Origin of the sequence: Variovorax sp. LjRoot175 (assembly GCF_964253805.1) — a bacterium.
GTDB lineage: Bacteria > Pseudomonadota > Gammaproteobacteria > Burkholderiales > Burkholderiaceae_C > Variovorax.
In genome coordinates, this window is the sequence record NZ_CAXURY020000003.1 from 591,907 (window position 1) to 610,366 (window position 18,460).

The window sequence follows — 18,460 nt, forward strand, 5'->3', positions numbered from 1 at the left end:
TCCAGCCAATGTCCTACGACCGCTTTTCCGAGCTCAACGTCTTCATCCGCGCGGTTGAGAGCGGCAGCTTCTCGGCCGCCGGGCGGCAGCTGGACCTCAGCGCCTCGGCGGTCAGCAAGTCGATCTCGCGCATGGAAGAGCGCCTGGGCGTGCGCCTGCTGAACCGCACCTCGCGCGCGCTGCAGCTGACCTACGAGGGCGAAGTGTTTATCGTCGGCGCGCGGCGCGTGATGGAGGCGATGGACGATGCGCAGCGCAGCCTGGCCGCGCTCTCGGCCGACCTGAGCGGCAAGCTGCGCATCTACACGCTGCCGAGCTTCGGCTACACGCTGGTGCCCTTCATCGCGGAGTTCGTGCAGCGCTTTCCGCGCGTGAAGATCGACATCCAGCTCGGCGCTGAGCGGGTCGACCTGGTCGAACGCAACATTGACGTGGCCATCCGCCTGGGCGTCCTGCAGGACAGCGCGTACTTCGCGCGCAAGATCGGCATGACCACGCACGTGATCTGCGCCGCACCCTCGTACATCGAGCGGCGCGGGCTGCCGGTATCGCCCGCGGCGCTCAAGGACCACAACTGCCTGAACTTCTCGATCCGCACGCACCACATCCACTGGGGCCTGCGCGCGGAGTCGCCACTCAGGCCGGCCTCCGTGGAGGGCGACATCTCTTCCAACCAGGCCGAGATGCTGCACCGGCTGTGCGTGGCCGGCGTGGGAATCGTGGAGCTGCCTTTCTATGTGGTGCAGAAGGAGCTCGCTGCCGGCGCGCTGGTGACGCTGCTCGACAGCGCGGCCAAGACCGAGTACGACCCGATCTGGGCCATTTACCCGCACAACCAGAACCCGAGTCCGCGCACCACAGCGTTCATCGAATTCCTGCGCGAGCGCATCGCCGGCTCGACGTGCTTCCTGCCGGCGGCCTGAGGCTCAGACCCCGTCTGGGCCCGCCCATTCCAGCGTCTTGCCGTCCCAGTCGCGCGCGGCGGCTGCGATGCCCGCGTAGAAGCGCTCGCTGGTCTCGGTGATCTCAATGAGCTCCACCATCGCGTGCAGCGGCGTCGGCCCCTCGAAATAGGCGATGCGCGCACCACGGCCGGTGCGCGCGGTGTAGAGCACCTCCTTGCCCTGCGCGAGTTCGGCCGCCAGCCGCGCGTCGAAGCGGCGCGTGCCGATGCCCCAGTGGTGGAGCCCGTGGCCGCGCTGCGCCACGCCGTCGCGGAACACCGAGGGCTGTTCGTCGTGCTGCTGGATCAGCTCCAGCATCATCGTGCCGTGAAAGGCCAGGGCAATCGACAGGTCGTGGTTGACCTCGCAGCCGCGGTAGAGCGAGCCCGCCCGCGGCTGCGAGACGCGAAAGCGATACCAGGGGCCTGCGCCCAGCACGCGCGTGAAGGTCGCCATGGCCGCGTCGAGGTCTTCGACCACGTGGCCGGCCTGGATCACAGTCTCGGCGCGGCCGCCAAACAAGAATTCGTTCATGCCAAGTCTCAGTTCTTCTGCTGCGGATGGAGGATGGCCTTGGACGCGATGCGCGCATAGGCCGTTTCGAACGCCTGCACGGCCTGGTGCAGCGGATAGCGGTGCGTGATGAGCGGGCGGAACGTCTCGGGGTTCGCGGTCACCTGCGCGATCACCTTGTGCCAGCCCTCGCGCGTGTTGCCGTAGCTGCCACGCAGTTGCAGCTGCTGGCGCACCATGCGCGTGATGTCGACCGTGGCCTTTTCGGGGTGGATGCCGGTCGCCACGAAGATGCCCTTGCGGCGCAGCGCGTGCAGGCCTTCATCGATGGTCGACATGACACCAGTCATCTCGATCACGGCGTCGAAGCCGTCGCCGGCCAGCGCGGCCAGGCGCTCGGCGGAGCCGGGCTCCGCGCGGTCGATCAGCAGGTCGAAGCCCATCTGGCGCAGCACCTCGAAGCGGTGCGCGTCGGCAAAACCGGTGACCACGATCTGGCTGGCACCCGCGAGCCGCGCGAACAGCGCCGCGCCCTGCGCCAGCGTGCCGGCGCCCATGATCAGCAGGCGCTTGCCCGGCCCGGTTTCCGACAGCGCGAGGGCGTTTTCCGACACGGTGAGCGGCTCGATCAGCGCACCCAGTTCGCTGTCCAGCGTATCGGGCACCGGCAGGCAGTTGACGGCCGCGACCGCGACCATCGGCGCGAAACAGCCGTTGCGCTGGATGCCGATGCCCACGGGCAGCGCCACCACGCGCCGACCCAGCAGGTCCGCTGCAGCGCCGTCGCCCAGCTGCACCACACGGCCGCAGAACTCGTGGCCCAGCGTGAGCGGCAGGCGGGGCCACACGTTCGCATAGGCCGAGCCCTTGGCGTCGTAGATGTGCAGGTCGCTGCCGCAGATGCCGGCGGCCTCGACCTCGACCAGCACCTCGCCGGGCGCGGGTTTTTCGGGCGGCGCGACGTCCATCAGCGAGACGCCGAAGTCGGGGGAGATTTTTCTCAGTGCAAGCATTTCAAGCTCCTTGATTCCATGCGCTCTCAGGCGCTGTTGGCGCGCAGGCCGCCGTCGATCACGAAGGGCTCACCGGTCACGTAGGGAACGAGGCCGGCAGCGAGCGTGGCGACCAATTGGCCCACGTCGGCGGCCTCGCCCCAGCGGCGAAGCGGCACCTCGCCGCTGGCAATGCGGGCGTCCTGCGCGCTGGTGTCCAGCGAGCCGGTCATCTCGGTGCGGATGAAGCCCGGCCGGATGTCGTGCACGTGAATGCCGTGCGGCGCCAGGCGCAGCGCCAGGATCTTGGCCATCATGGCCACCGCCGCCTTCGACATGCAGTACTGCGAGCGGTTGAGCCGCGCGTAGTGCGCCGCCATCGACGAGATCACGATTACGCTGCGGTAGGGCTGCGGCGCGCGGTCCTCGAGCATCCGGCGCGCAACGGCCTGCGTGAGGAAGAAGGTGCCGCGGATGTTGACGTCGAAGTTGCCGTCGAAGTCCTCGGGCGTGATGTCCAGCACGTCGCGCAGCGGCCGCGCCGCAACGCCGGCGTTGTCGACCAGGCAGTCGACGTGGCCGTGCAGCGACCACACCTCCTCGACCAGCCGGGCGTGCGTGGCGAGGTCGGCAATGTCGGTGCGCACGAAGTCGGCGCACACGCCCAGCGCGCGGATGTCCGCGAGCGTGGCTTGCGTGCGTTCGTCGTCGTGCAGGTCGGCAATCACGAGGTGAAAGCCCTGGCGGGCAAGGGCCAGCGCGGCGGCGCGGCCGATGCCTTGCCGCCCGCCCGTCACCAGCGCCACGGGGGCCTTGGAGGGAGTGTTCATCGCCATCAACCCAGCTGGCTCGGCCGCGAACTGTAGGCCGTGAGCGGCGGGCAGGCGGCGGGGTCGACGATCACGTCGAGCAAGGTGGCGCGGTCGGCCGACATGGCCTCCTGCAACGCGGCGCGCAGGGCGCCGGGCTCCGAGACGCGAACGCCGTGCAGGCCGCAGGCGCGTGCAATGGCCGCATGGTCGACCGGCTCGAAGCGGGTGTCCGTGCGCCCGCCGTAGCGGAACACCTCCATGTCTTCCTGCATGCTGAGCACGCCGTTGTTCAGCACGATCAGCACCAGCTTGATGCCGTGGCGGCGAATGGCTTCGAGCTCGCCCCACACATGGCCGAAGCCGCCGTCGCCCACCACCGACACCACCGTGGCCTCGGGGCGCGCAAGGTGCGCGCCCATGGCCAGCGGCAGCCCCCAGCCGAGCCCTGCGAGCCCGCGCGGCAGCAGGAAGCGTTCGCCGGCACGGCGTGCCGTGAGGTAGAGCGAGATCCACACCGAGGCATAGCTCGCGTCGGCCGTGACAATGGCGTCGGCGGGCAGCAGCTGCCCCAGTTCGTGCATGAGCCGCTCGGGCCGGATGGGCAGGCGGTCTTCGGTGCGCACGCCGTGCTGCAGGCGCTGCGCGGCCGCATGCGAGGTGGCGATGGCGTCCTCCACCGCGCCCCGGGCGGATTGGCGCGGCTGCGCATCGAGCTGCGACATCGCATCGGCCAGCGCCTCGAGCGTGAGCCTGGCATCGCCGACGAGGCGCAGCGATTCGTAGTTGCGGTCGATCTCGACCGGATCGATGTCGATGTGGATGAAGCGCGCATTGCGCGGGTACTGGCTCCAGGTGTCGGTGCCGTTGGCCGCGGTGCGCGTGCCCAGCAGCAGCACCACGTCGGCCTTCGTGACTAGCGCACGCGCCTCATAGGCGGGCGCGCCCACGTCCAGCACGTTGCCGATGACGCCCAGCGACAGCGGATGCAACTCCGAGACGGCCCCTTTGCCCATCATCGTGGTCGCCACCGGTAGCGCAAAGCGCTGCTGCAGATCGGCCAGCGCAGGCGCCGCGCCCGAGAGGTGCACGCCGCCGCCGGCAATCACCAGCGGCCGCTCGGCCTGCATCAACAGGCGCGCGGCCTCGCGCACGCGCTCCGGCGCCGCCACCACGGGGTCGAGCGGAAAGCGGCCGTTCACGGCACGGCGCGTCGTGGCGCCGGTGGCCTGGCTGTCGGCGATATTCACCGGCAGCAACAGCACCGCGGGTCCGCAGCGGCCGCTGGTGGCGATGCGGAACGCCATGTCGACCCATTCGTCGACGCGCTCGGCACTGTCGATGCGGCCGACCCATTTGCTGCAGCCCGCGAAGAGCTTGAGGTGGTCGTACTCCTGGAAGGCATTGCGCTCGCGCGAGCCCACGGGCACGTCCTGCACCAGCGCGACGATCGGCACCGAGGACTTGAGTGCCTCGGCCAGCGGCGCGACCAGCAGCGTGGCCGCCGGCCCGTTCTGCGCGGTGACCACCGCGGTCTGACGGCTGATGCGGGCGTAGCCGTCGGCCATGGCGCCGCCGGCGTTCTCAGTGCGATAGCCGATGTTGCGCATGCCGTGCTGCGGCACCGCGAGATGAAAACGAACCGGGTTGCACTGGCCGAACACGACCTGCACGCCGTGACGACGGCAAGCCGCCGCCACGCGGTCGGCCACGGTGCCACCGCTTGTTGCTGGAGTTGACATGGGGAGGGATTACTTTTTTGGGGAGGAGGAAGGGAAACGGCTCTTGAGCTTGGCCACGGTGATCTCGGCCTGCTCGATCTCGGCGCGGTACGCCTTGCCAGTCATCGGCGCGGGCTCGATGCCGTAGGTGTCGAGCAGCTTCTTCTGGAACACCGGATCGCGCGCCACCTTGAGTGTGGCGTCCTCGAGCTTGCGGCGGATCGGCTCGGGCAGGCCGAGTGGCGCACCCACACCGAAGTAGGCGTCGGTGACCACGTCGTAGCCGAGCTCACGCAGTGTGGGCACATCGGGCAGCTCGCGCATGCGCGTGGAGCTGGCCGCGGCCAGCACGCGCAGCTTGCCTGACTTGACGTAGGGCATGAAGTCCGTCGGGTTCTGTACCACCACGTCGATCTGATTGCCCAGCAGGGCCACCACCGAGTCGGAGCCCGAGCGATAGTTGACCGTCTCGAACTGCATGCCGGTCTTCTCGGCCAGCAGGAGCATACCCAGCGTGTTGACCGAGCTCGGCCCGCCGAAATTGATGCCGCCCTTGGCCTTCTTCGAGGCCGCGATCAGGTCCTCGATGGTCTTGTACGGGGAATTGGCATTCACCACCACGGCGAACACGTAGCGGCCCACGCTCGCGATGCTGGTGAAGTCCTTCGACGTGTGCGGCTTGTCAGAGACCAGCTGCCATAGCGCCAAGCCGCTGGAGAGCATGCCCAGCGTGTAGCCGTCGGGCTGGGCGCGCGCGAGCAGCATGCCCATCACCGTGCCCTGCGCGCCAGGGCGGTTGAGCACGACCATCGGCTGGCCCAGGCTTTGGGAAAGCTCGGTGGTCAGCGCGCGAGCCACCAGGTCGGTGGTTCCGCCGGGGCCGAACTGCACCATGAAGCTGATGTCGTGCTCGGGCCATTCCGCGTAGGCGCTGGTGGCTGCGATGGCCAGCACGAAGGCCGAGAAGGCGAGGCGCCACGATCGGACGCGGGCGAGAAAGAGGGTCATGCGAACTTGTCTCCGTTTTCTTGTGGATTGCCGCCATGCAGGCCGGTGGATGGCAATGCGGTGGCGACACTACAAATCGTACGGAGACGAAGCGCTTTGTTCGAGCCATCTTGTGGAATCACGAGGATGACAATCATTCACAGGTGCGGGCGTGCGAACGCGTCGCGGTCCCTGGATCCGATGCCTCATCGACGGTCGCTGGCAGCCAGCGGCTTGCGGCGCATGGGGCGAGCGCAACGACCCGTCCGATGGTACCCCGCTCGGGCGCCACGCCGCCTCGGACCGCAGCGACGCCGAAGCCGCCGTGGCCGCCGCGCGCTGCGCTTTCGAGCAGCCGCAGTGGGCGCACGACGCGCCCGCAGGGCGTGCGTTGCTCAGTCGCCTTGGGGCACCCGATCGACCGGTGCACCTGCTCATGGACCGCGCCTACGAAGGCAATGAGACCTGGCAGCTCGCACTTGATCTGGGCTTTATCCCGGTCGTGCCACCTCTGAAGACGCGCGTCGAGCCTTGGGAGTACGACCGTGAGATGTACAAACGCCGCAACGAGGTGGAGCGCCTGTTCCGGCGCCTGAAGGGCTATCGCCGCATCTTCTCCCGCTTCGAGAAACTCGACGTGATGTTCGTCGGCTTCATCAGCTTCGCGTTGATCGCCGATGGACTGCGTTTGCGTTAACAGACCCTAGCCCCGCAGCATCGACACCGTCAGCTTCGGCGACAACGCCTGCGGGCTCACCTGCAGCTCGATCAGGGCCGGCTTTCCTGCCGCTCGGGCGCGCTCGAGCGCAGCGGGGAAGTCGCCGGTGCGCGTCACGGTCTCGCCGTGCGCGCCATACGAGCGCGCCAGCGCGGCGAAGTCGGGGTTTCTCAGCGCGGTGCCCCACACGTTGCCCGGATGGTGCCGCTCCTGGTGCATGCGGATGCTGCCGTACATGCTGTTGTTGATGACGATGACGATCACGTTCAGCGCGTACTGCACGGCCGTCGCGAGCTCCTGGCCGTTCATCAGGAAGCAGCCGTCGCCCGCGAAACACAGCGCGGTGCGCTCGGGATGCACCAGTTTCGCCGCGATGGCCGCGGGCAGGCCGTAGCCCATGGTGCCGCTGGTCGGCGCGAGCTGGGTGCGCATGCCGCGGTAGCGCCAGAAGCGCTGCACCCACAACGTGTAGTTGCCCGCGCCGTTGCTGACGATGGTGTCGGCCGGCAGCGTGTCGCGAAGGTGGACCATGACGCGCCCCAGGTCGACGTCGCCGGGCATGCTCCCGGGAGGCTCGATGTGGTCGAGCTGGTCGGCGCGCGCGGCGCGCGTCCAGTCGCTCCAGCGCGCGGGGCCCGCCGGCTTCAGCGCCCGCGCGGCGCGTGCGAAGGCCGGCATCGAGGCGTTCACCGGCACGTCGGCGTGGTAGACGCGGCCGAGTTCGCCGGGATCGGCGTGCACGTGCACGAGCCGCTGCTTCGGGTGCGGCACGTCGAGCAGCGCATAGCCCTGAGTCGTGGTCTCGCCCAGTCGCGCGCCGACGGCGATGATCAGGTCGGCGTCGCGCACGCGCTGCGCGATGCGCGGATCCATACCCAGGCCGGCCTCACCGATGTAGCGGTCGTCGAGGTTGTCGATCAGGTCCTGCCGGCGAAACGCACAGGCCACCGGCAGCTCGAAGCGGGCTGCGAAGGCGGTGATGTCGGCGCTGGCCTCACGCGTCCAGCCCCCCCCGCCGAGCACCACCAGCGGCCGCTCGGCGCGCTGCAGCTCGGCCACCAGCCCGTCCATCGCTTCCTGCGTCGGCGCGGCGCCGCTGCGGCGGTAGCGCGGCGCGTCCGGCACCGTGACGAGGTCGGTCAGCATGTCCTCGGGGAGCGCCAACACCACCGGGCCGGGCCGCCCGGAGGTCGCGACGTGGAAAGCGCGGCTGACGTACTCGGGCAGCCGCCGCGCGTCGTCGACCTGGTCGACCCACTTGGCGATGTGGCCGAACATGTGGCGGTAGTCGATCTCCTGCCAGGCTTCGCGTCCTAAGGCATCGCGACCCACCTGGCCAATGAAGACAATCAGCGGCGTCGAGTCCTGCCGTGCGGTGTGGACGGCGATGCTCGCGTTGGTGGAGCCCGGCCCGCGCGTCACCAAGCAGATGCCCGGCTCGCCGGTGAGCTTGCCGTGCGCCTCGGCCATGTGCGCGGCGCCGCCTTCCTGGCGGCAGACGATGAGTCGGATGGCATCGCGCGCGTGATAGAGCGCGTCGATCACGGCCAGGAAGCTCTCGCCGGGCACGCAGTAGGCGGTGTCGGTGCCGTGAATGCGCAACGCATCGACCAGGATCTGGCCGCCGGTGCGTTCAGGGAGTGTGGGGGTTGTCATGATGCCTTCAGTAATGGGGCCGGGTGAATGAAGGCCGCGCGCTCGCCATCCTGCAGCGGCAGCCGGTCGTCGCGCACCAGCCAGTCGGGGCCGAGCTGCCGCACGTCCGCGCAGCCGAGCAGGGCCTGGTCGGTGTCGATCTCGCGCCGCAGCAGCGCGAGCGCATGCGCCGCGCCGGCCTCGCCACCAGCCGCGAGACCGTACATCGCCGGGCGTCCGACGAAGACGGCGTGCGCGCCCAGCGCGAGCGCCTTGAGCACGTCGGTGCCGCGGCGCACGCCGCCATCGAGCAAGACCGTCAGCTGCGGCGCGGCGGCGACGATGGCCGGCAGCACGTCGAGCGGCGCGACCGCTCCGTCGAGCTGGCGGCCGCCGTGGTTCGATACGAAGATGCCATCGGTGCCGATGCGCTGCGCGGCTATCGCGTCCTCGGGCCGCAGCACGCCCTTGACCAGCAGCCGGCCCGGCCAGCGCTCGCGGATGCGCGCGAGCTCGTCCCAGGTCATGGCGGCCCGGCCCGCACGATGGTCGCCCTTGGCGGCGGTGATGATGCGGCCGCCCCGCGTCGCGGTGAAGTTCTCGAAGCGCGGAATGCCCTGCTTGCACAGCGTGCGCGCGAAGGTCTCGACCATCCAGCGCGGACGCATCAGCCCGCCGGCCATCAGCCTTGGCGTGAAGCGCAACGGGATGCTGAAGCCGTTGCGCAGTTCGTTCTCGCGCACCGACGCGATCTGCACGTCAACGGTGATGACGAGCGTGGCAACCCCGGCAGCCTTCAGTCGCGCGAGCAGCGGGTCGATCACCGCATGCTGCGCCGGCAGGTAGGCCTGGTACCAGGTGCCCGGCGCCTCCCGCATCACGCGCTCCAGCGGCACGGTGGACGCGGCGCTGAGCACCGAGGGCACGCCGGCCTTCGCCGCGGCGCGCGCCAGCGCCATGTCGCCGTCGAAGCAGCACAGCCCCGACACGCCCATCGGCGCGATGCCGACCGGCGATGCATGTGTGGTGCCGAAGAGATCGACCGATTGCGAGCGCTTCGACACGTCGACCAGCGGCCGCGTGAGGAAGCGCCAGCGACCGAAGGCGGCGCGGTTCGCGTCGAGCGACGCATGGTCTTCCGATCCGCCGCTGACATAGCCGTGGATGCTGGGCGGCAGACGGCGACGCGCAGCGTCGGCGAGCTCGGCGATGGAAAGGGCGCGTTCAGCCCGCATCGCCGCTCAGCTGCCCTTGAAGCTCGGCTTGCGCTTGCCGTGAAAGGCCTCCACGCCCTCGCGGAAGTCATCGGAGCTGCGCAGGCGGCTGTAGCTGTGGCCTTCGAGTTCGATCGACACGCTGAGCGTCGCGTCCTCCGTGTCGTTCAACAGCTTCTTGGCCGTGCGCTGCGCGAGCGGCGAGAAGGTGCGCAGCTCGTCAACCAGGCGGTCGGTCGCAGCTTCCAGCTCCGCGTCGGCCACGCACTCGGTGGCCACGCCCCATTCGTAGGCCTGCTTGCCGGGGATGCGGCGCGAGCGCATCACGATGTCCTTGGTGCGGGTGATGCCGACCATCTTCTGCAGGCGCGCGGAGCCGCCGGAGCCGGGGATCTGGCCGAGCTTCTGCTCGGGCAGGGCGTAGAGGGTGGTCTCGGTCACGATGCGGAAGTCGCAGGCCAGCGAGATCTCGAAGCCGACGCCGAAGCAGTAGCCGCGGTTGGCCGCGATCACCGGCTTGCTGCAGCGCGCCGGTGCGGCGATGTTCCAGGCCAGCTTCGATACGTGCTCGGGCGAAGCCTCCAGGAAGCCCTTGATGTCGCCACCGCTCGAGAAGTGTTCGCCTTCGGCGCGCAGCACGATCACGCGCACCGCCGGGTTCTCGTCGAGCGACTCGATGACCAGGCGCAGCTGGTCGCGCTGCGGCATCGAGATGATGTTGTAGGGCGGGCGCCCAAGCACGATGTCGGCGCGTTCGCGCGCGGCGTCGATCTCGACGCGGAAGCCGTCGAGTTTCTCGAGCAGGGTATGGGCAGGGTGGGCGAGCTGGGTCATGTCGTTTCCTCGGGGACGAAGTTGGATGAAAAAAGGCGTGGGCTCAGGTGCCGAAGGTCGGGCGCTTCAGCCCTGCCCAGCGGCGCACGAGGTCGTGGTGCTCGATGTCGAACAGGTCAAGCACGCGGCCGACCGTGTGGTCGACCATGGCTTCGATGGAGTCCGGCCGCGCGTAGAACGCGGGCACGGGGGGAAACACGATGCCACCCATCTCGGTGACGGCCGTCATGTTGCGCAGGTGCGCGAGGTTGAAAGGCGTCTCGCGCGCCATCAGCACGAGGCGGCGGCGCTCCTTCAGGATCACGTCGGCGGCGCGGCTGATCAGGTTGTCGGCCAGGCCGTGCGCCACGCTGGCCAGCGTCTTCATGGAGCAGGGCGCGATCACCATGCCGGCGGTGCGGAACGAGCCGCTGGAGACGGCCGCGCCGATGTCCTTCACGTTGTGCACGACGTCGGCCAAGGCCTCGATCTCGGCCCGCTTCATGTCGATTTCCTGCGAGGCGGTCAGCGCGCCCGATGAGGACATCACCAGGTGCGTCTCCCAATCGGGCATGGCGCGCAGCAGCTGCAGCAGGCGCACGCCATAGATGGTGCCGCTCGCGCCGGTGATGGCGACGATGAGGCGCTTCTGCTGGCTCATCGCACCGCTCCGGCGGCGAAGTCCACGCGCGCGGCCGTGTCGATCACCGCCGCGAGGTCGACCTCGTCTTCGCCCGGCACGCGCACCTTGGTGAAGACATGCTCGTGGTAGACCACCGGCCTGGTGGCGTCCAGGCCCATCTTGGCACTCAGGCCCTGCAGGTGCGGCGGCGGTGCGATGCCGTCGCCGAAGTCCTGGCCGACGGTGGTAGACGGATCGAGCACCGAGCCCTGGGCGCCCTGGATCACGACCAGGTCGCGGTCGGCCTGGAAGCGCGTGGCCACGGCCCACTCGACCTGCTGCGGCTCGTGCACCTGCACATCGTCGTCGACCACGATCACTTGCTTGATGTCGTAATGCGCGCCGAAGGCAGCGCAGATCACGTTCTTCGGCTGGCCCTCGTGCGTCTTCTTGATCTTCACGTACAGGTGGTAGCGGCCGACGCCGCCGATGGCCAGGTGCACGTCGAGCACGTTCGGGAAGCTGCGCTGCAGGTGCGCCAGCAGCGTGGCTTCGCGCGGGATCGATCCGAGCAGCAGGTGTTCCATCTCGGCCGGCACGATGGTGTGGTAGATCGGGTCGCGGCGGTGTGTGATGGCATCGACCTGGATCACCTCGCGGTGCTCGCGTGCGCTGTAGTACTTGGGGAATTCGCCGAAGGGGCCTTCGGGCTCCTTCACGCCTGGCAGGATGCGGCCCTCGATCACGATCTCGCTGTCGGCCGGCACGCGCACCTCGTTGGTCAGGCACTTCGTCACGCGCAGTGGCGCACCGTGCAGCGCGCCCGCGATCTCCAGTTCGTCGCAGTCGATCGGCGCGATGGCCTGTGAAGCCAGCAGCGTGAGCGGGTCGATGCCGATCACGACCGCGACTTCCAGCGCCTCGTTGCGCGCCTCGGCCGCCTTGTAGAAGGCCCACAGGTGGCGCGGCAGCATCAGGATCGCCATGCGCTCCCTGGAATGCACCTGGATTCGGTTGATCGACACGTTCTGCACGCCAGTGGCCGGGTTGCGGGCGATCACCAGGCCGGCGGTGATGTAGGGGCCGTTGTCGTGCTCGCTGTGCGTAGGCACCGGCAGCACTTCGCGCACGTCGCGATCGCGGTGTACCACCTGCTGGCAGGGGGCCTCGCCCTTGGCCACCTCCTGCCAGCGCAGCGGACGCTCTGCCGCGTCGCGGAAGCGCTGCAGCAGCTCGGACTCCGGCACGCCCATGGCCTCGGCGATCCAGGCGCGACGCGACATGAAGCCGGACACCACCGGCACCGCGTGGCCGCCCGGCTTGGGGAAGTAGGCGGCCTGCCGGCCGTCGAGGCGCTTGGCGATGGCGGCCAACGTGTGCTGCAACGGCGTGTCTTTGCGCATGACCGCGACGCGGCCGCTGTCGCTCAGGTGGGCGAGCCAGCGGCGCAGATCGGTGAAGGGCGCGCCCTGTGATGTCGACGTCGAGGTAGTCATGGATATTCTCCGGCCTGGGGAAGGTGTGGCAAGGCGGCGGCGCTCAGGCCGCTGGGGTATCGGGATGGCTGCCGAGCGCTTCGTATTCGCCGGCGACGAGCTTGCGCCGCAGGATCTTTCCGACCGGCGACTTGGGGATCTCCGCGACGAAGACGTACTCGCGCGGACGCTTGAAGTTGGGCAGATCGGAGCTGCGGCAGTGGGCGTCGAGCGTCTGCGCGTCGAGCCCGGCCTCTTCGCCGCTGCGGGTCACGAAGGCCACCACGCGCTGGCCCCAGCGCTCGTCCGAGAGGCCGGCCACGGCGACTTCGCCGACGCCGGGGCACAGCGAGATGACCGACTCGATGTCTACCGGCGAGATGTTCTCGCCGCCGCTGATGATCATGTCGTCGACGCGGCCGGTGACATAGAGATCGCCGTCGTCGTCGAAGTAGCCGATGTCGCCGGTGTGGTACCAGCCGTTGCGCAGCGCGCGGGCGTTGGCGTCGGGCCGGTTCCAATAGCCCTCGAAGGCCTCGTCGCCGCGCAGGTCCGCGATGATCTCGCCTTCCTCGTTGGGGCCGACGCGGTCGTCCGCGCCGGTCGCGTCGAGCCGCACGATACGCAGCCGCGTGTTGAGGCCGGCGCGGCCCGCGCTGCCGGGCTTCTTCACCGCGTCCTGGTCGATCGAGACGGTGTAGATCTCCGACGAGCCGTAGTGGTTGACGAAGAGCTCGGGCCGGAAGGCGCGCGTCAGGCGCTGCAGCAGTGCGTCGTGCATCGGCGCACCGGCAAAGCCCAGCTTGGTGACTGACGCGATGTCCTCGCCCGGCCCATCGCCGCCGCCGTCGCGCTGCCGTTGCGTCAGCATGTCGTGATAGAGCGTCGGCACCAGGTAGAGGCAGGTGATGCGCTCGCGCGCGATCAGCGCCAGCGCGGCCTGCGTGTCGAAGCGCGGCAGGCAGACGAAGGTGCCATCGACCAGCGCCATCGCCAGCAGGGAGCGCACGCCCATCGTGTGGTAGAGCGGCATCACCCCGAGCGTGCGTTCGCCGCGGCGGTAGAGGTTCTGCGCCACGTGCGCCAGCGCGGCGGCGCGCTCCTGGCGGTGGCGCCTCGGCACGCCCTTGGGCTTGCCGGTGGTGCCGGAGGTGTAGAGCATCAAGGACACGTCGTCGGCCCCGGCGGCGGATTCCAGCGCGGGGGCCTCGACTTGGAGCAGTCCGGCCCAGGTGTGCGTCGCGTCGTCGCCTTCCAACGCGCCCACGCCGATGCGCGGCACGGCGCGCGCGCCGGTGCTGTACTGCGTGGCCGCTTCGCTCGCGGCCTCGAAGACGAGGGCCTTGGCGCCGGCGTCGGCCAGGCAGTAGTCGATCTCCTCCGGCTTGGCGCGCCAGTTGAGCGGAACGATCACCACGCCGATGAACTGGCAGGCCCAGTGAAGGGTCGCCGCCTCGTGGCGGTTCTGCAGCACCGAGAGCAGCCGGTTGCCGCGCGCGAGGCCGAGCTTGCGCAGGCCGGCGGCGGCGCGCGCCACCTGGACTCGCCACTGTGCATAGGTCAGGCGAACGCCGTCGTCCACCAGCGCGAGCGCGTGGGGACTGCGCTCCACGCTTTGAAGGAATGTGGTTGCGAGGTCGAGCATCTCAGTTTTCCAGGGGGAGGGGTTGGGCGCCGGCGGCGGTGCGGCGCAGGGCGGCGGTCTCGAGCACCGCCTGGACGATGGGCGTGTAGCCGGTGCAGCGACAGAGGTGGCCGGAGAGCATGTCGCGCACCTCGGCCTCGCTCGGGTCGGGGCGGCGGCGCAGGTAGTCGTCGCAGGACATCAGGATGCCGGCGGTGCAGAAGCCGCACTGCAGCGCATGGTGGCGCTTGAAGGCCTCCTGCAGGTCGGAGAGCGGGCCGTCGGCATCGCACAGGCCTTCGACCGTGGCGACGTGGCGGCCTTCGGCCTGCACCGCGAGCGTCATGCACGAGCGGGCGGCGACGCCGTCGATCTGCACCGTGCAGGCGCCGCACACGCCGTGCTCGCAGCCCACATGCGTGCCGGTGGCGCCCAGGCCCTCGCGCAGAAAGTCCGACAGCAGCATGCGCGGCGTGCAGGGCGCGCTGCGCGCGGTGCCGTTGAGTTGCAGCCGCACCGTGTGCAGGCTGTCGCGGCCGATCTGTTTCATGAGCGGTTCTCCGTGACGCGAGCGAGCACCTGCGCGCCGAGCCTGCGCACCAGATGACGCCGGAAGGTGGCGCTGGCGTGCGCGTCGTCCTGCGCCTCCAGCTCCCAGGCGAAGTCGTTGAGGGCGTTGTCGAGGTCAGCGCCGCGCAGGCCGGCGGGCCATTGCGCGAGCCGCGGCCGGTCGGCCACGCCGCCCACGGCCAGGCGCAGCCCGCGCCCATCGGCGGTGGCCGCGGCCGACACGATGGCGAAATCGCCGTGCCGCGCCGAGAACTCGGTGAAGGCGCTGCGCTGGCCGGCAGCGGCCAGCGGGAAGCGCACCTCGGCCAGCAGCTCGTCCGGTGCGCGCGCCGTCATCAGCATGCCCTGGAAGAAATCCGCGGCCGGCAGCGTGCGGCGCTTCGAGGCGCTGCGCAGCACGACCTCGCCGCCGAGCGCCAGCAGCACCAGCGGAATCTCCGCGCTCGGGTCGGCATGCGCGACCGAGCCGCAGACCGTGCCGCGGTTGCGGATCTGGAAATGCGAGATGAAGGGGAAGGCCTGCGCCAGCAGCGGGACCTCCTGCGCGAGCGACTGGCGCCACTCGACGCTGCCCTGCGTGGCCGCCGCGCCGATCGCGAGCATGCCGCCGTCCGCGCGTACGTAGTCGAGGTCGGCGGTGCGCGAGATGTCGATCAGCGCGCTGGGCTGAGCCAGGCGCATGTTGAGCACGGCCATCAGCGACTGGCCGCCGGCGAGGATGCGCGCATCGGCACCCAGCGCACGCAGCTGCTGCACGGCCTCGTCGGCCGATTCGGCGCGCACGTAGTCGAAGGCCGCGGGCTTCACTTCGTGCCTCCGAGCATGCGCAGCAGGCGACGCCACCACGGATCGGCCACCGCCGCCGCGCCCTGGCCGCTGGCCTGCCGGCCGAGCTGCTCGAACAGCTGCTTGAGCACGATCTTGGCCGCGCCCTCGAGCATGCGCCCGCCGACCGCAGCGACCTTGCCCGAGACCTCGGCCTCGTAGTCGTAGCGCAGCAGCGTGCCGCCCTCCTTGGGCGCGAGCGAAACCAGGCCGCTGCCCTTGGCAGCGCCCATGCTCGACAGGCCCGAGCCGGCGAGCCGCAGGCGCTGAGGCGCCTCGATCTCGCTGAGCGCGATCTCTGCCGCGTAGCGTGCCTTGATCATGCCGACACCTACCGTCACGTCGGCGCGATAGCGGTTCGGCCCGACCGGCTCCAGCGCGTTGCAGCCAGGGATGACGCGGGCCAGCGCGGCCGGGTCGAGCAGCACGGCGAACACCGCTTCGGGCGTGGCGGGCAGCAGGATCTCGCCCCGCGCCGACAGTGCCTTGCCCTTGCTCCCTTTCAGATTCGCCACTGGCTCCGAAGTCGGCATGGCTGCGGCGACGCTGCCTGCGGATGGCGGCGGGTCGTCCATGCCCAGCAGTTGCATCACGCGCGAGGGCGTGAGCGGCAGCACGATGTCGGCGCGGCCGAGCGCATCGGCCACCGCGTTGGCGATGCAGGGCGGCGTGCTCATGTTGTTGCCTTCGCCCAGGCCCTTGGCGCCCAGCGGCGTGAAGGGGCTGGGCGTTTCCAGGTGCAGGATCACGGGGTCGGGCACCTCGCAGGTGGTCGGCACCAGGTAGTCGGCGAAGGTGCCCGACTGGAAGCTGCCGTCGGCGCCGTAGCGGAACTCCTCCATCAGCGCCGCGCCCAGCCCCTGCGCAAAGGCGCCGCGGATCTGGCCATCGGCCAGCGCCGGGTTGAGCAGGGTACCGGCGTCGTGCGTGGTGACGTAGCGGTCGATGCGCACGCGGCCGGTGTCGCGGTCGACTTCCACTGCGCAGATGTCGAAGGCGAAGCCGTAGGCCGCCGAGGTGTTGACGCGGTCCTCGTCGTCGGGCGCCGTGAGTTGCGGCGGCGTCCAGAACGCCGTCTCGCGCAGGCCGGGGTCGGTACCCGCTGGCAGCAGGCCTGGCGCCCAGTGCGGACTGGCGGCGAAGCGCGCGAAGGCCAGGCCACGCTCCGGTGCGCCCCTCGGAAAGACCTTGCCGCCAGCGAACACCACATCGCCCGGCTCGCAGTCAAGCAGTGCGGCAGCAATGCGCGCCAGCTTGTCGCGCAGCCGCGTGCACGCGAGGTGCAAGGTTCCGGCGACGGCGCCGGCGAACCGGCTCGAGTAGTTGCCCGCTGCCACCGACCAGGCATCCTTCTGCGTGTCGAACTCGACGTTGACCGACACATCGGCCGGCTCGACGCCGAACACATCGGCCACCACCTGCGCGCACACCGTGCGATGACCTTGGCCGGCCGGCGACGAGGCGATCACGGCGGTGAGTCCGCCCAGCGGATCGATGCCCACGGTCGCCGCAGCGATGGCGCCGTTCTTCGGGCCGGCCTTGGCGCGCTGCTCGCGCGGCATCACGGTCGTGATGTAGCCCATGTTCGACACCGAAGGCTCGACGATGGCCGCGAAGCCGATGCCGTAGAGCCTGCCTTCCGCGCGCGCCGTTTCCTGCCGCTGGCGCAGCTCGGCCAGGCCGCCATCGCGCACGGCCATATCGAGGGCAGTCTGGTAGTCGCCGGAATCGATCAGCGCGCCGGCCGCTGCGCGGTAGGGGAAGGCATCGCGCGTGATGAAGTTGCGGCGATACACGTCGAGCGGGTCGATCCCCAGCTCGACCGCGATGCGCTGCACCAGGCGTTCGAGCGCGAAATACACCTGCGGTCCGCCAAAGCCGCGCACCAGGCCGGTGGGTGTCTTGTTGGTGAGCACCACCCTGTTGCGTACGCGCAGGTTCTCGATGGCATAGGCGCCGGTGAGGCAGCCGTGCATGCGATAGAAGGTCGCCGGCTCCGGCGCGCGCAGGTAGCCGCCGCAGTCGTCGAACTGGTCGAGCGACAGCGCCGTGATGCGCCCGTCGGCTTCCACCGCGGCCTCGGCATGGCACAGCCGGCCCGTGGCGGAGGTGGCCGCGCTCAGGTGCTCGAGCCGGTCCTCGACCCATTTCACCGGGGCGCCGGCCTTGCGAGCGGCCAGGCACATCAGCACGGCCGGTGCCATCACCGCCTGCTTGACGCCAAAGCTGCCGCCCGAGTCGGCGAAGGTGCGATGCCGCAACCGGTTGCCGGGCACCTTGAGCGCCATCGCCATCACGGTGTGCAGCGAGAAGGGGCCCATGAAGTTCGACTGGATGTCGTAGCCGTCCTGCTGCGACACGAACTCGGCGATGACCACCGCCGTCTCGATCGGCGTGCAGGAGTTGCGCGGGTAGTGCACGCTGAGCGCCACGCGGTGCGGCGCGGCGGCAAAGGCCGCGTCCGGGTCGCCGTAGCAGAAAGAACGGTCGCTCACCACGTTGCTGCCCACGCGCTCGTGCAGCACCGGTGCGCCAGCGGCGGCGGCCGACTCGATGTCGACGACGGCGGGCAGCTGTTCGTAGTCGGCCTCCAGCAACTCCAGCGCGTCCTCGGCGAGGTAGCGGCTCTCGGCCACCACCACCGCGACCGGCTCGCCGGCATAGCGCACCTTGTCCACGGCCAGCGCCCACAGTTCCATCGGCTGCTTGACGCCGACGATGAAGGGCTTGGACCAGCGCTGCACGTCGGCGCCCGTGAGCACCGCGCGCACGCCGGGCATGGCTTCGGCCCGCGCGGTGCGCACGGCCAGCAGCCGCGCGTGCCCATGCGGCGAACGCAGCACGGCCGCGTGAAGCGTGTCGCTGCGCACCGGCGCGTCGTCGCCATAGCGGCCGCGGCCGGTGAGCAGCGCGCGATCTTCCACGCGCTCGGCCGGGCGGCCGAGATGGGGACGCGCGGGCGCGTCGGCGAGGGCAGGTACGCTCATCAGCACAGGGT

The 18,460-nt window shown here is 70.0% G+C and carries 16 protein-coding genes and 1 pseudogene; 2 read left to right on the forward strand and 15 right to left on the reverse strand.

The annotated features are described in order from the left end of the window. Positions 1-8 precede the first annotated feature (8 nt). Positions 9-923: a LysR substrate-binding domain-containing protein gene (locus ACSQ89_RS40675; protein ID WP_436297797.1), complete on the forward strand. Its 915-nt coding sequence runs from the start codon at positions 9-11 to the stop codon at positions 921-923. Between the two features lie 3 nt (positions 924-926). On the opposite strand, the gene ACSQ89_RS40680 is transcribed toward ACSQ89_RS40675, so the two are convergent. The 6 genes from ACSQ89_RS40680 to ACSQ89_RS40705 are packed head-to-tail and all read right to left on the reverse strand — an operon-like array spanning position 927 to position 6,124. Then, positions 927-1,478, reverse strand: a complete 552-nt coding sequence (locus tag ACSQ89_RS40680) for a VOC family protein (protein ID WP_436297798.1) — start codon at positions 1,476-1,478, stop codon at positions 927-929. 8 nt (positions 1,479-1,486) lie between these two features. Further along, positions 1,487-2,470 (reverse strand): zinc-dependent alcohol dehydrogenase, encoded by a 984-nt coding sequence (locus tag ACSQ89_RS40685; protein ID WP_436297799.1) that lies wholly within the window; start codon positions 2,468-2,470, stop codon positions 1,487-1,489. A gap of 26 nt (positions 2,471-2,496) precedes the next feature. After that, a complete protein-coding gene (locus ACSQ89_RS40690) occupies positions 2,497-3,279 on the reverse strand; it encodes a 3-ketoacyl-ACP reductase (RefSeq protein WP_436297800.1) in 783 nt (260 codons plus the stop codon). Positions 3,280-3,284: 5 nt separating this feature from the next. Next, complete coding sequence (locus tag ACSQ89_RS40695) at positions 3,285-5,000, reverse strand: acetolactate synthase catalytic subunit (protein WP_436297801.1); 1,716 nt, start codon at positions 4,998-5,000, stop codon at positions 3,285-3,287. Positions 5,001-5,009: 9 nt separating this feature from the next. Next, on the reverse strand, positions 5,010-5,987 hold the full coding sequence (locus ACSQ89_RS40700; RefSeq protein WP_436297802.1) for a tripartite tricarboxylate transporter substrate binding protein: 978 nt from the start codon (positions 5,985-5,987) through the stop codon (positions 5,010-5,012). Continuing rightward, the gene (locus ACSQ89_RS40705; RefSeq protein WP_436297803.1) at positions 5,984-6,124 is read right to left on the reverse strand and encodes a hypothetical protein; all 141 of its coding nucleotides are present in this window, start codon (positions 6,122-6,124) and stop codon (positions 5,984-5,986) included. Before ACSQ89_RS40705 ends, ACSQ89_RS40700 begins: the two co-directional genes overlap by 4 nt. Positions 6,125-6,273: 149 nt before the next feature. Here ACSQ89_RS40705 and ACSQ89_RS40710 point away from each other — a divergent pair. Next, positions 6,274-6,663: pseudogene (locus tag ACSQ89_RS40710) on the forward strand (transposase); the annotation flags it as partial. A gap of 6 nt (positions 6,664-6,669) precedes the next feature. On the opposite strand, the gene ACSQ89_RS40715 reads toward ACSQ89_RS40710, so the two are convergent. From ACSQ89_RS40715 to ACSQ89_RS40755, 9 genes are read right to left on the reverse strand one after another with little or no spacing between them, the layout of a single operon-like run. Further along, entirely contained in the window at positions 6,670-8,340 is a 1,671-nt protein-coding gene (locus ACSQ89_RS40715; protein WP_436297804.1) for a thiamine pyrophosphate-binding protein, read from the reverse strand. Beyond that, a complete protein-coding gene (locus ACSQ89_RS40720; RefSeq protein WP_436297805.1) occupies positions 8,337-9,554 on the reverse strand; it encodes an alpha-hydroxy acid oxidase in 1,218 nt (405 codons plus the stop codon). Before ACSQ89_RS40720 ends, ACSQ89_RS40715 begins: the two co-directional genes overlap by 4 nt. Positions 9,555-9,560: 6 nt before the next feature. Continuing rightward, positions 9,561-10,367 carry an enoyl-CoA hydratase/isomerase family protein gene (locus ACSQ89_RS40725; RefSeq protein WP_436297806.1) on the reverse strand — a complete coding sequence of 269 codons (807 nt, stop codon included), beginning with the start codon at positions 10,365-10,367 and terminating at the stop codon, positions 9,561-9,563. Between the two features lie 43 nt (positions 10,368-10,410). Further along, positions 10,411-11,007 carry a UbiX family flavin prenyltransferase gene (locus ACSQ89_RS40730; protein ID WP_436297807.1) on the reverse strand — a complete coding sequence of 199 codons (597 nt, stop codon included), beginning with the start codon at positions 11,005-11,007 and terminating at the stop codon, positions 10,411-10,413. After that, positions 11,004-12,464: a UbiD family decarboxylase gene (locus tag ACSQ89_RS40735; protein WP_436297808.1), complete on the reverse strand. Its 1,461-nt coding sequence runs from the start codon at positions 12,462-12,464 to the stop codon at positions 11,004-11,006. The genes ACSQ89_RS40730 and ACSQ89_RS40735 overlap by 4 nt, the downstream gene beginning before the upstream one ends. A 43-nt stretch (positions 12,465-12,507) precedes the next feature. Then, complete coding sequence (locus ACSQ89_RS40740) at positions 12,508-14,088, reverse strand: AMP-binding protein (protein WP_436297809.1); 1,581 nt, start codon at positions 14,086-14,088, stop codon at positions 12,508-12,510. Position 14,089: 1 nt separating this feature from the next. Further along, positions 14,090-14,617, reverse strand: a complete 528-nt coding sequence (locus ACSQ89_RS40745) for a (2Fe-2S)-binding protein (RefSeq protein ID WP_436297810.1) — start codon at positions 14,615-14,617, stop codon at positions 14,090-14,092. Then, a complete protein-coding gene (locus ACSQ89_RS40750) occupies positions 14,614-15,444 on the reverse strand; it encodes an FAD binding domain-containing protein (RefSeq protein WP_436297811.1) in 831 nt (276 codons plus the stop codon). The genes ACSQ89_RS40745 and ACSQ89_RS40750 overlap by 4 nt, the downstream gene beginning before the upstream one ends. Continuing rightward, positions 15,441-18,449 (reverse strand): xanthine dehydrogenase family protein molybdopterin-binding subunit, encoded by a 3,009-nt coding sequence (locus ACSQ89_RS40755; RefSeq protein WP_436297812.1) that lies wholly within the window; start codon positions 18,447-18,449, stop codon positions 15,441-15,443. The genes ACSQ89_RS40750 and ACSQ89_RS40755 overlap by 4 nt, the downstream gene beginning before the upstream one ends. Positions 18,450-18,460 lie beyond the last annotated feature (11 nt).

What these genes read in the sequence shown, in the direction of transcription:
- ACSQ89_RS40705 (WP_436297803.1), bottom strand. Translation starts at nt 6,124, where the DNA reads ATGATTGTCATCCTCGTGATTCCACAAGATGGCTCGAACAAAGCGCTT.
- ACSQ89_RS40700 (WP_436297802.1), bottom strand. Translation starts at nt 5,987, where the DNA reads ATGACCCTCTTTCTCGCCCGCGTCCGATCGTGGCGCCTCGCCTTCTCG.
- ACSQ89_RS40695 (WP_436297801.1), bottom strand. Translation starts at nt 5,000, where the DNA reads ATGTCAACTCCAGCAACAAGCGGTGGCACCGTGGCCGACCGCGTGGCG.
- ACSQ89_RS40715 (WP_436297804.1), bottom strand. Translation starts at nt 8,340, where the DNA reads ATGACAACCCCCACACTCCCTGAACGCACCGGCGGCCAGATCCTGGTC.
- ACSQ89_RS40755 (WP_436297812.1), bottom strand. Translation starts at nt 18,449, where the DNA reads ATGAGCGTACCTGCCCTCGCCGACGCGCCCGCGCGTCCCCATCTCGGC.
- ACSQ89_RS40740 (WP_436297809.1), bottom strand. Translation starts at nt 14,088, where the DNA reads ATGCTCGACCTCGCAACCACATTCCTTCAAAGCGTGGAGCGCAGTCCC.
- ACSQ89_RS40675 (WP_436297797.1), top strand. Translation starts at nt 9, where the DNA reads ATGTCCTACGACCGCTTTTCCGAGCTCAACGTCTTCATCCGCGCGGTT.
- ACSQ89_RS40690 (WP_436297800.1), bottom strand. Translation starts at nt 3,279, where the DNA reads ATGAACACTCCCTCCAAGGCCCCCGTGGCGCTGGTGACGGGCGGGCGG.
- ACSQ89_RS40730 (WP_436297807.1), bottom strand. Translation starts at nt 11,007, where the DNA reads ATGAGCCAGCAGAAGCGCCTCATCGTCGCCATCACCGGCGCGAGCGGC.
- ACSQ89_RS40685 (WP_436297799.1), bottom strand. Translation starts at nt 2,470, where the DNA reads ATGCTTGCACTGAGAAAAATCTCCCCCGACTTCGGCGTCTCGCTGATG.
- ACSQ89_RS40680 (WP_436297798.1), bottom strand. Translation starts at nt 1,478, where the DNA reads ATGAACGAATTCTTGTTTGGCGGCCGCGCCGAGACTGTGATCCAGGCC.
- ACSQ89_RS40745 (WP_436297810.1), bottom strand. Translation starts at nt 14,617, where the DNA reads ATGAAACAGATCGGCCGCGACAGCCTGCACACGGTGCGGCTGCAACTC.
- ACSQ89_RS40735 (WP_436297808.1), bottom strand. Translation starts at nt 12,464, where the DNA reads ATGACTACCTCGACGTCGACATCACAGGGCGCGCCCTTCACCGATCTG.
- ACSQ89_RS40720 (WP_436297805.1), bottom strand. Translation starts at nt 9,554, where the DNA reads ATGCGGGCTGAACGCGCCCTTTCCATCGCCGAGCTCGCCGACGCTGCG.
- ACSQ89_RS40725 (WP_436297806.1), bottom strand. Translation starts at nt 10,367, where the DNA reads ATGACCCAGCTCGCCCACCCTGCCCATACCCTGCTCGAGAAACTCGAC.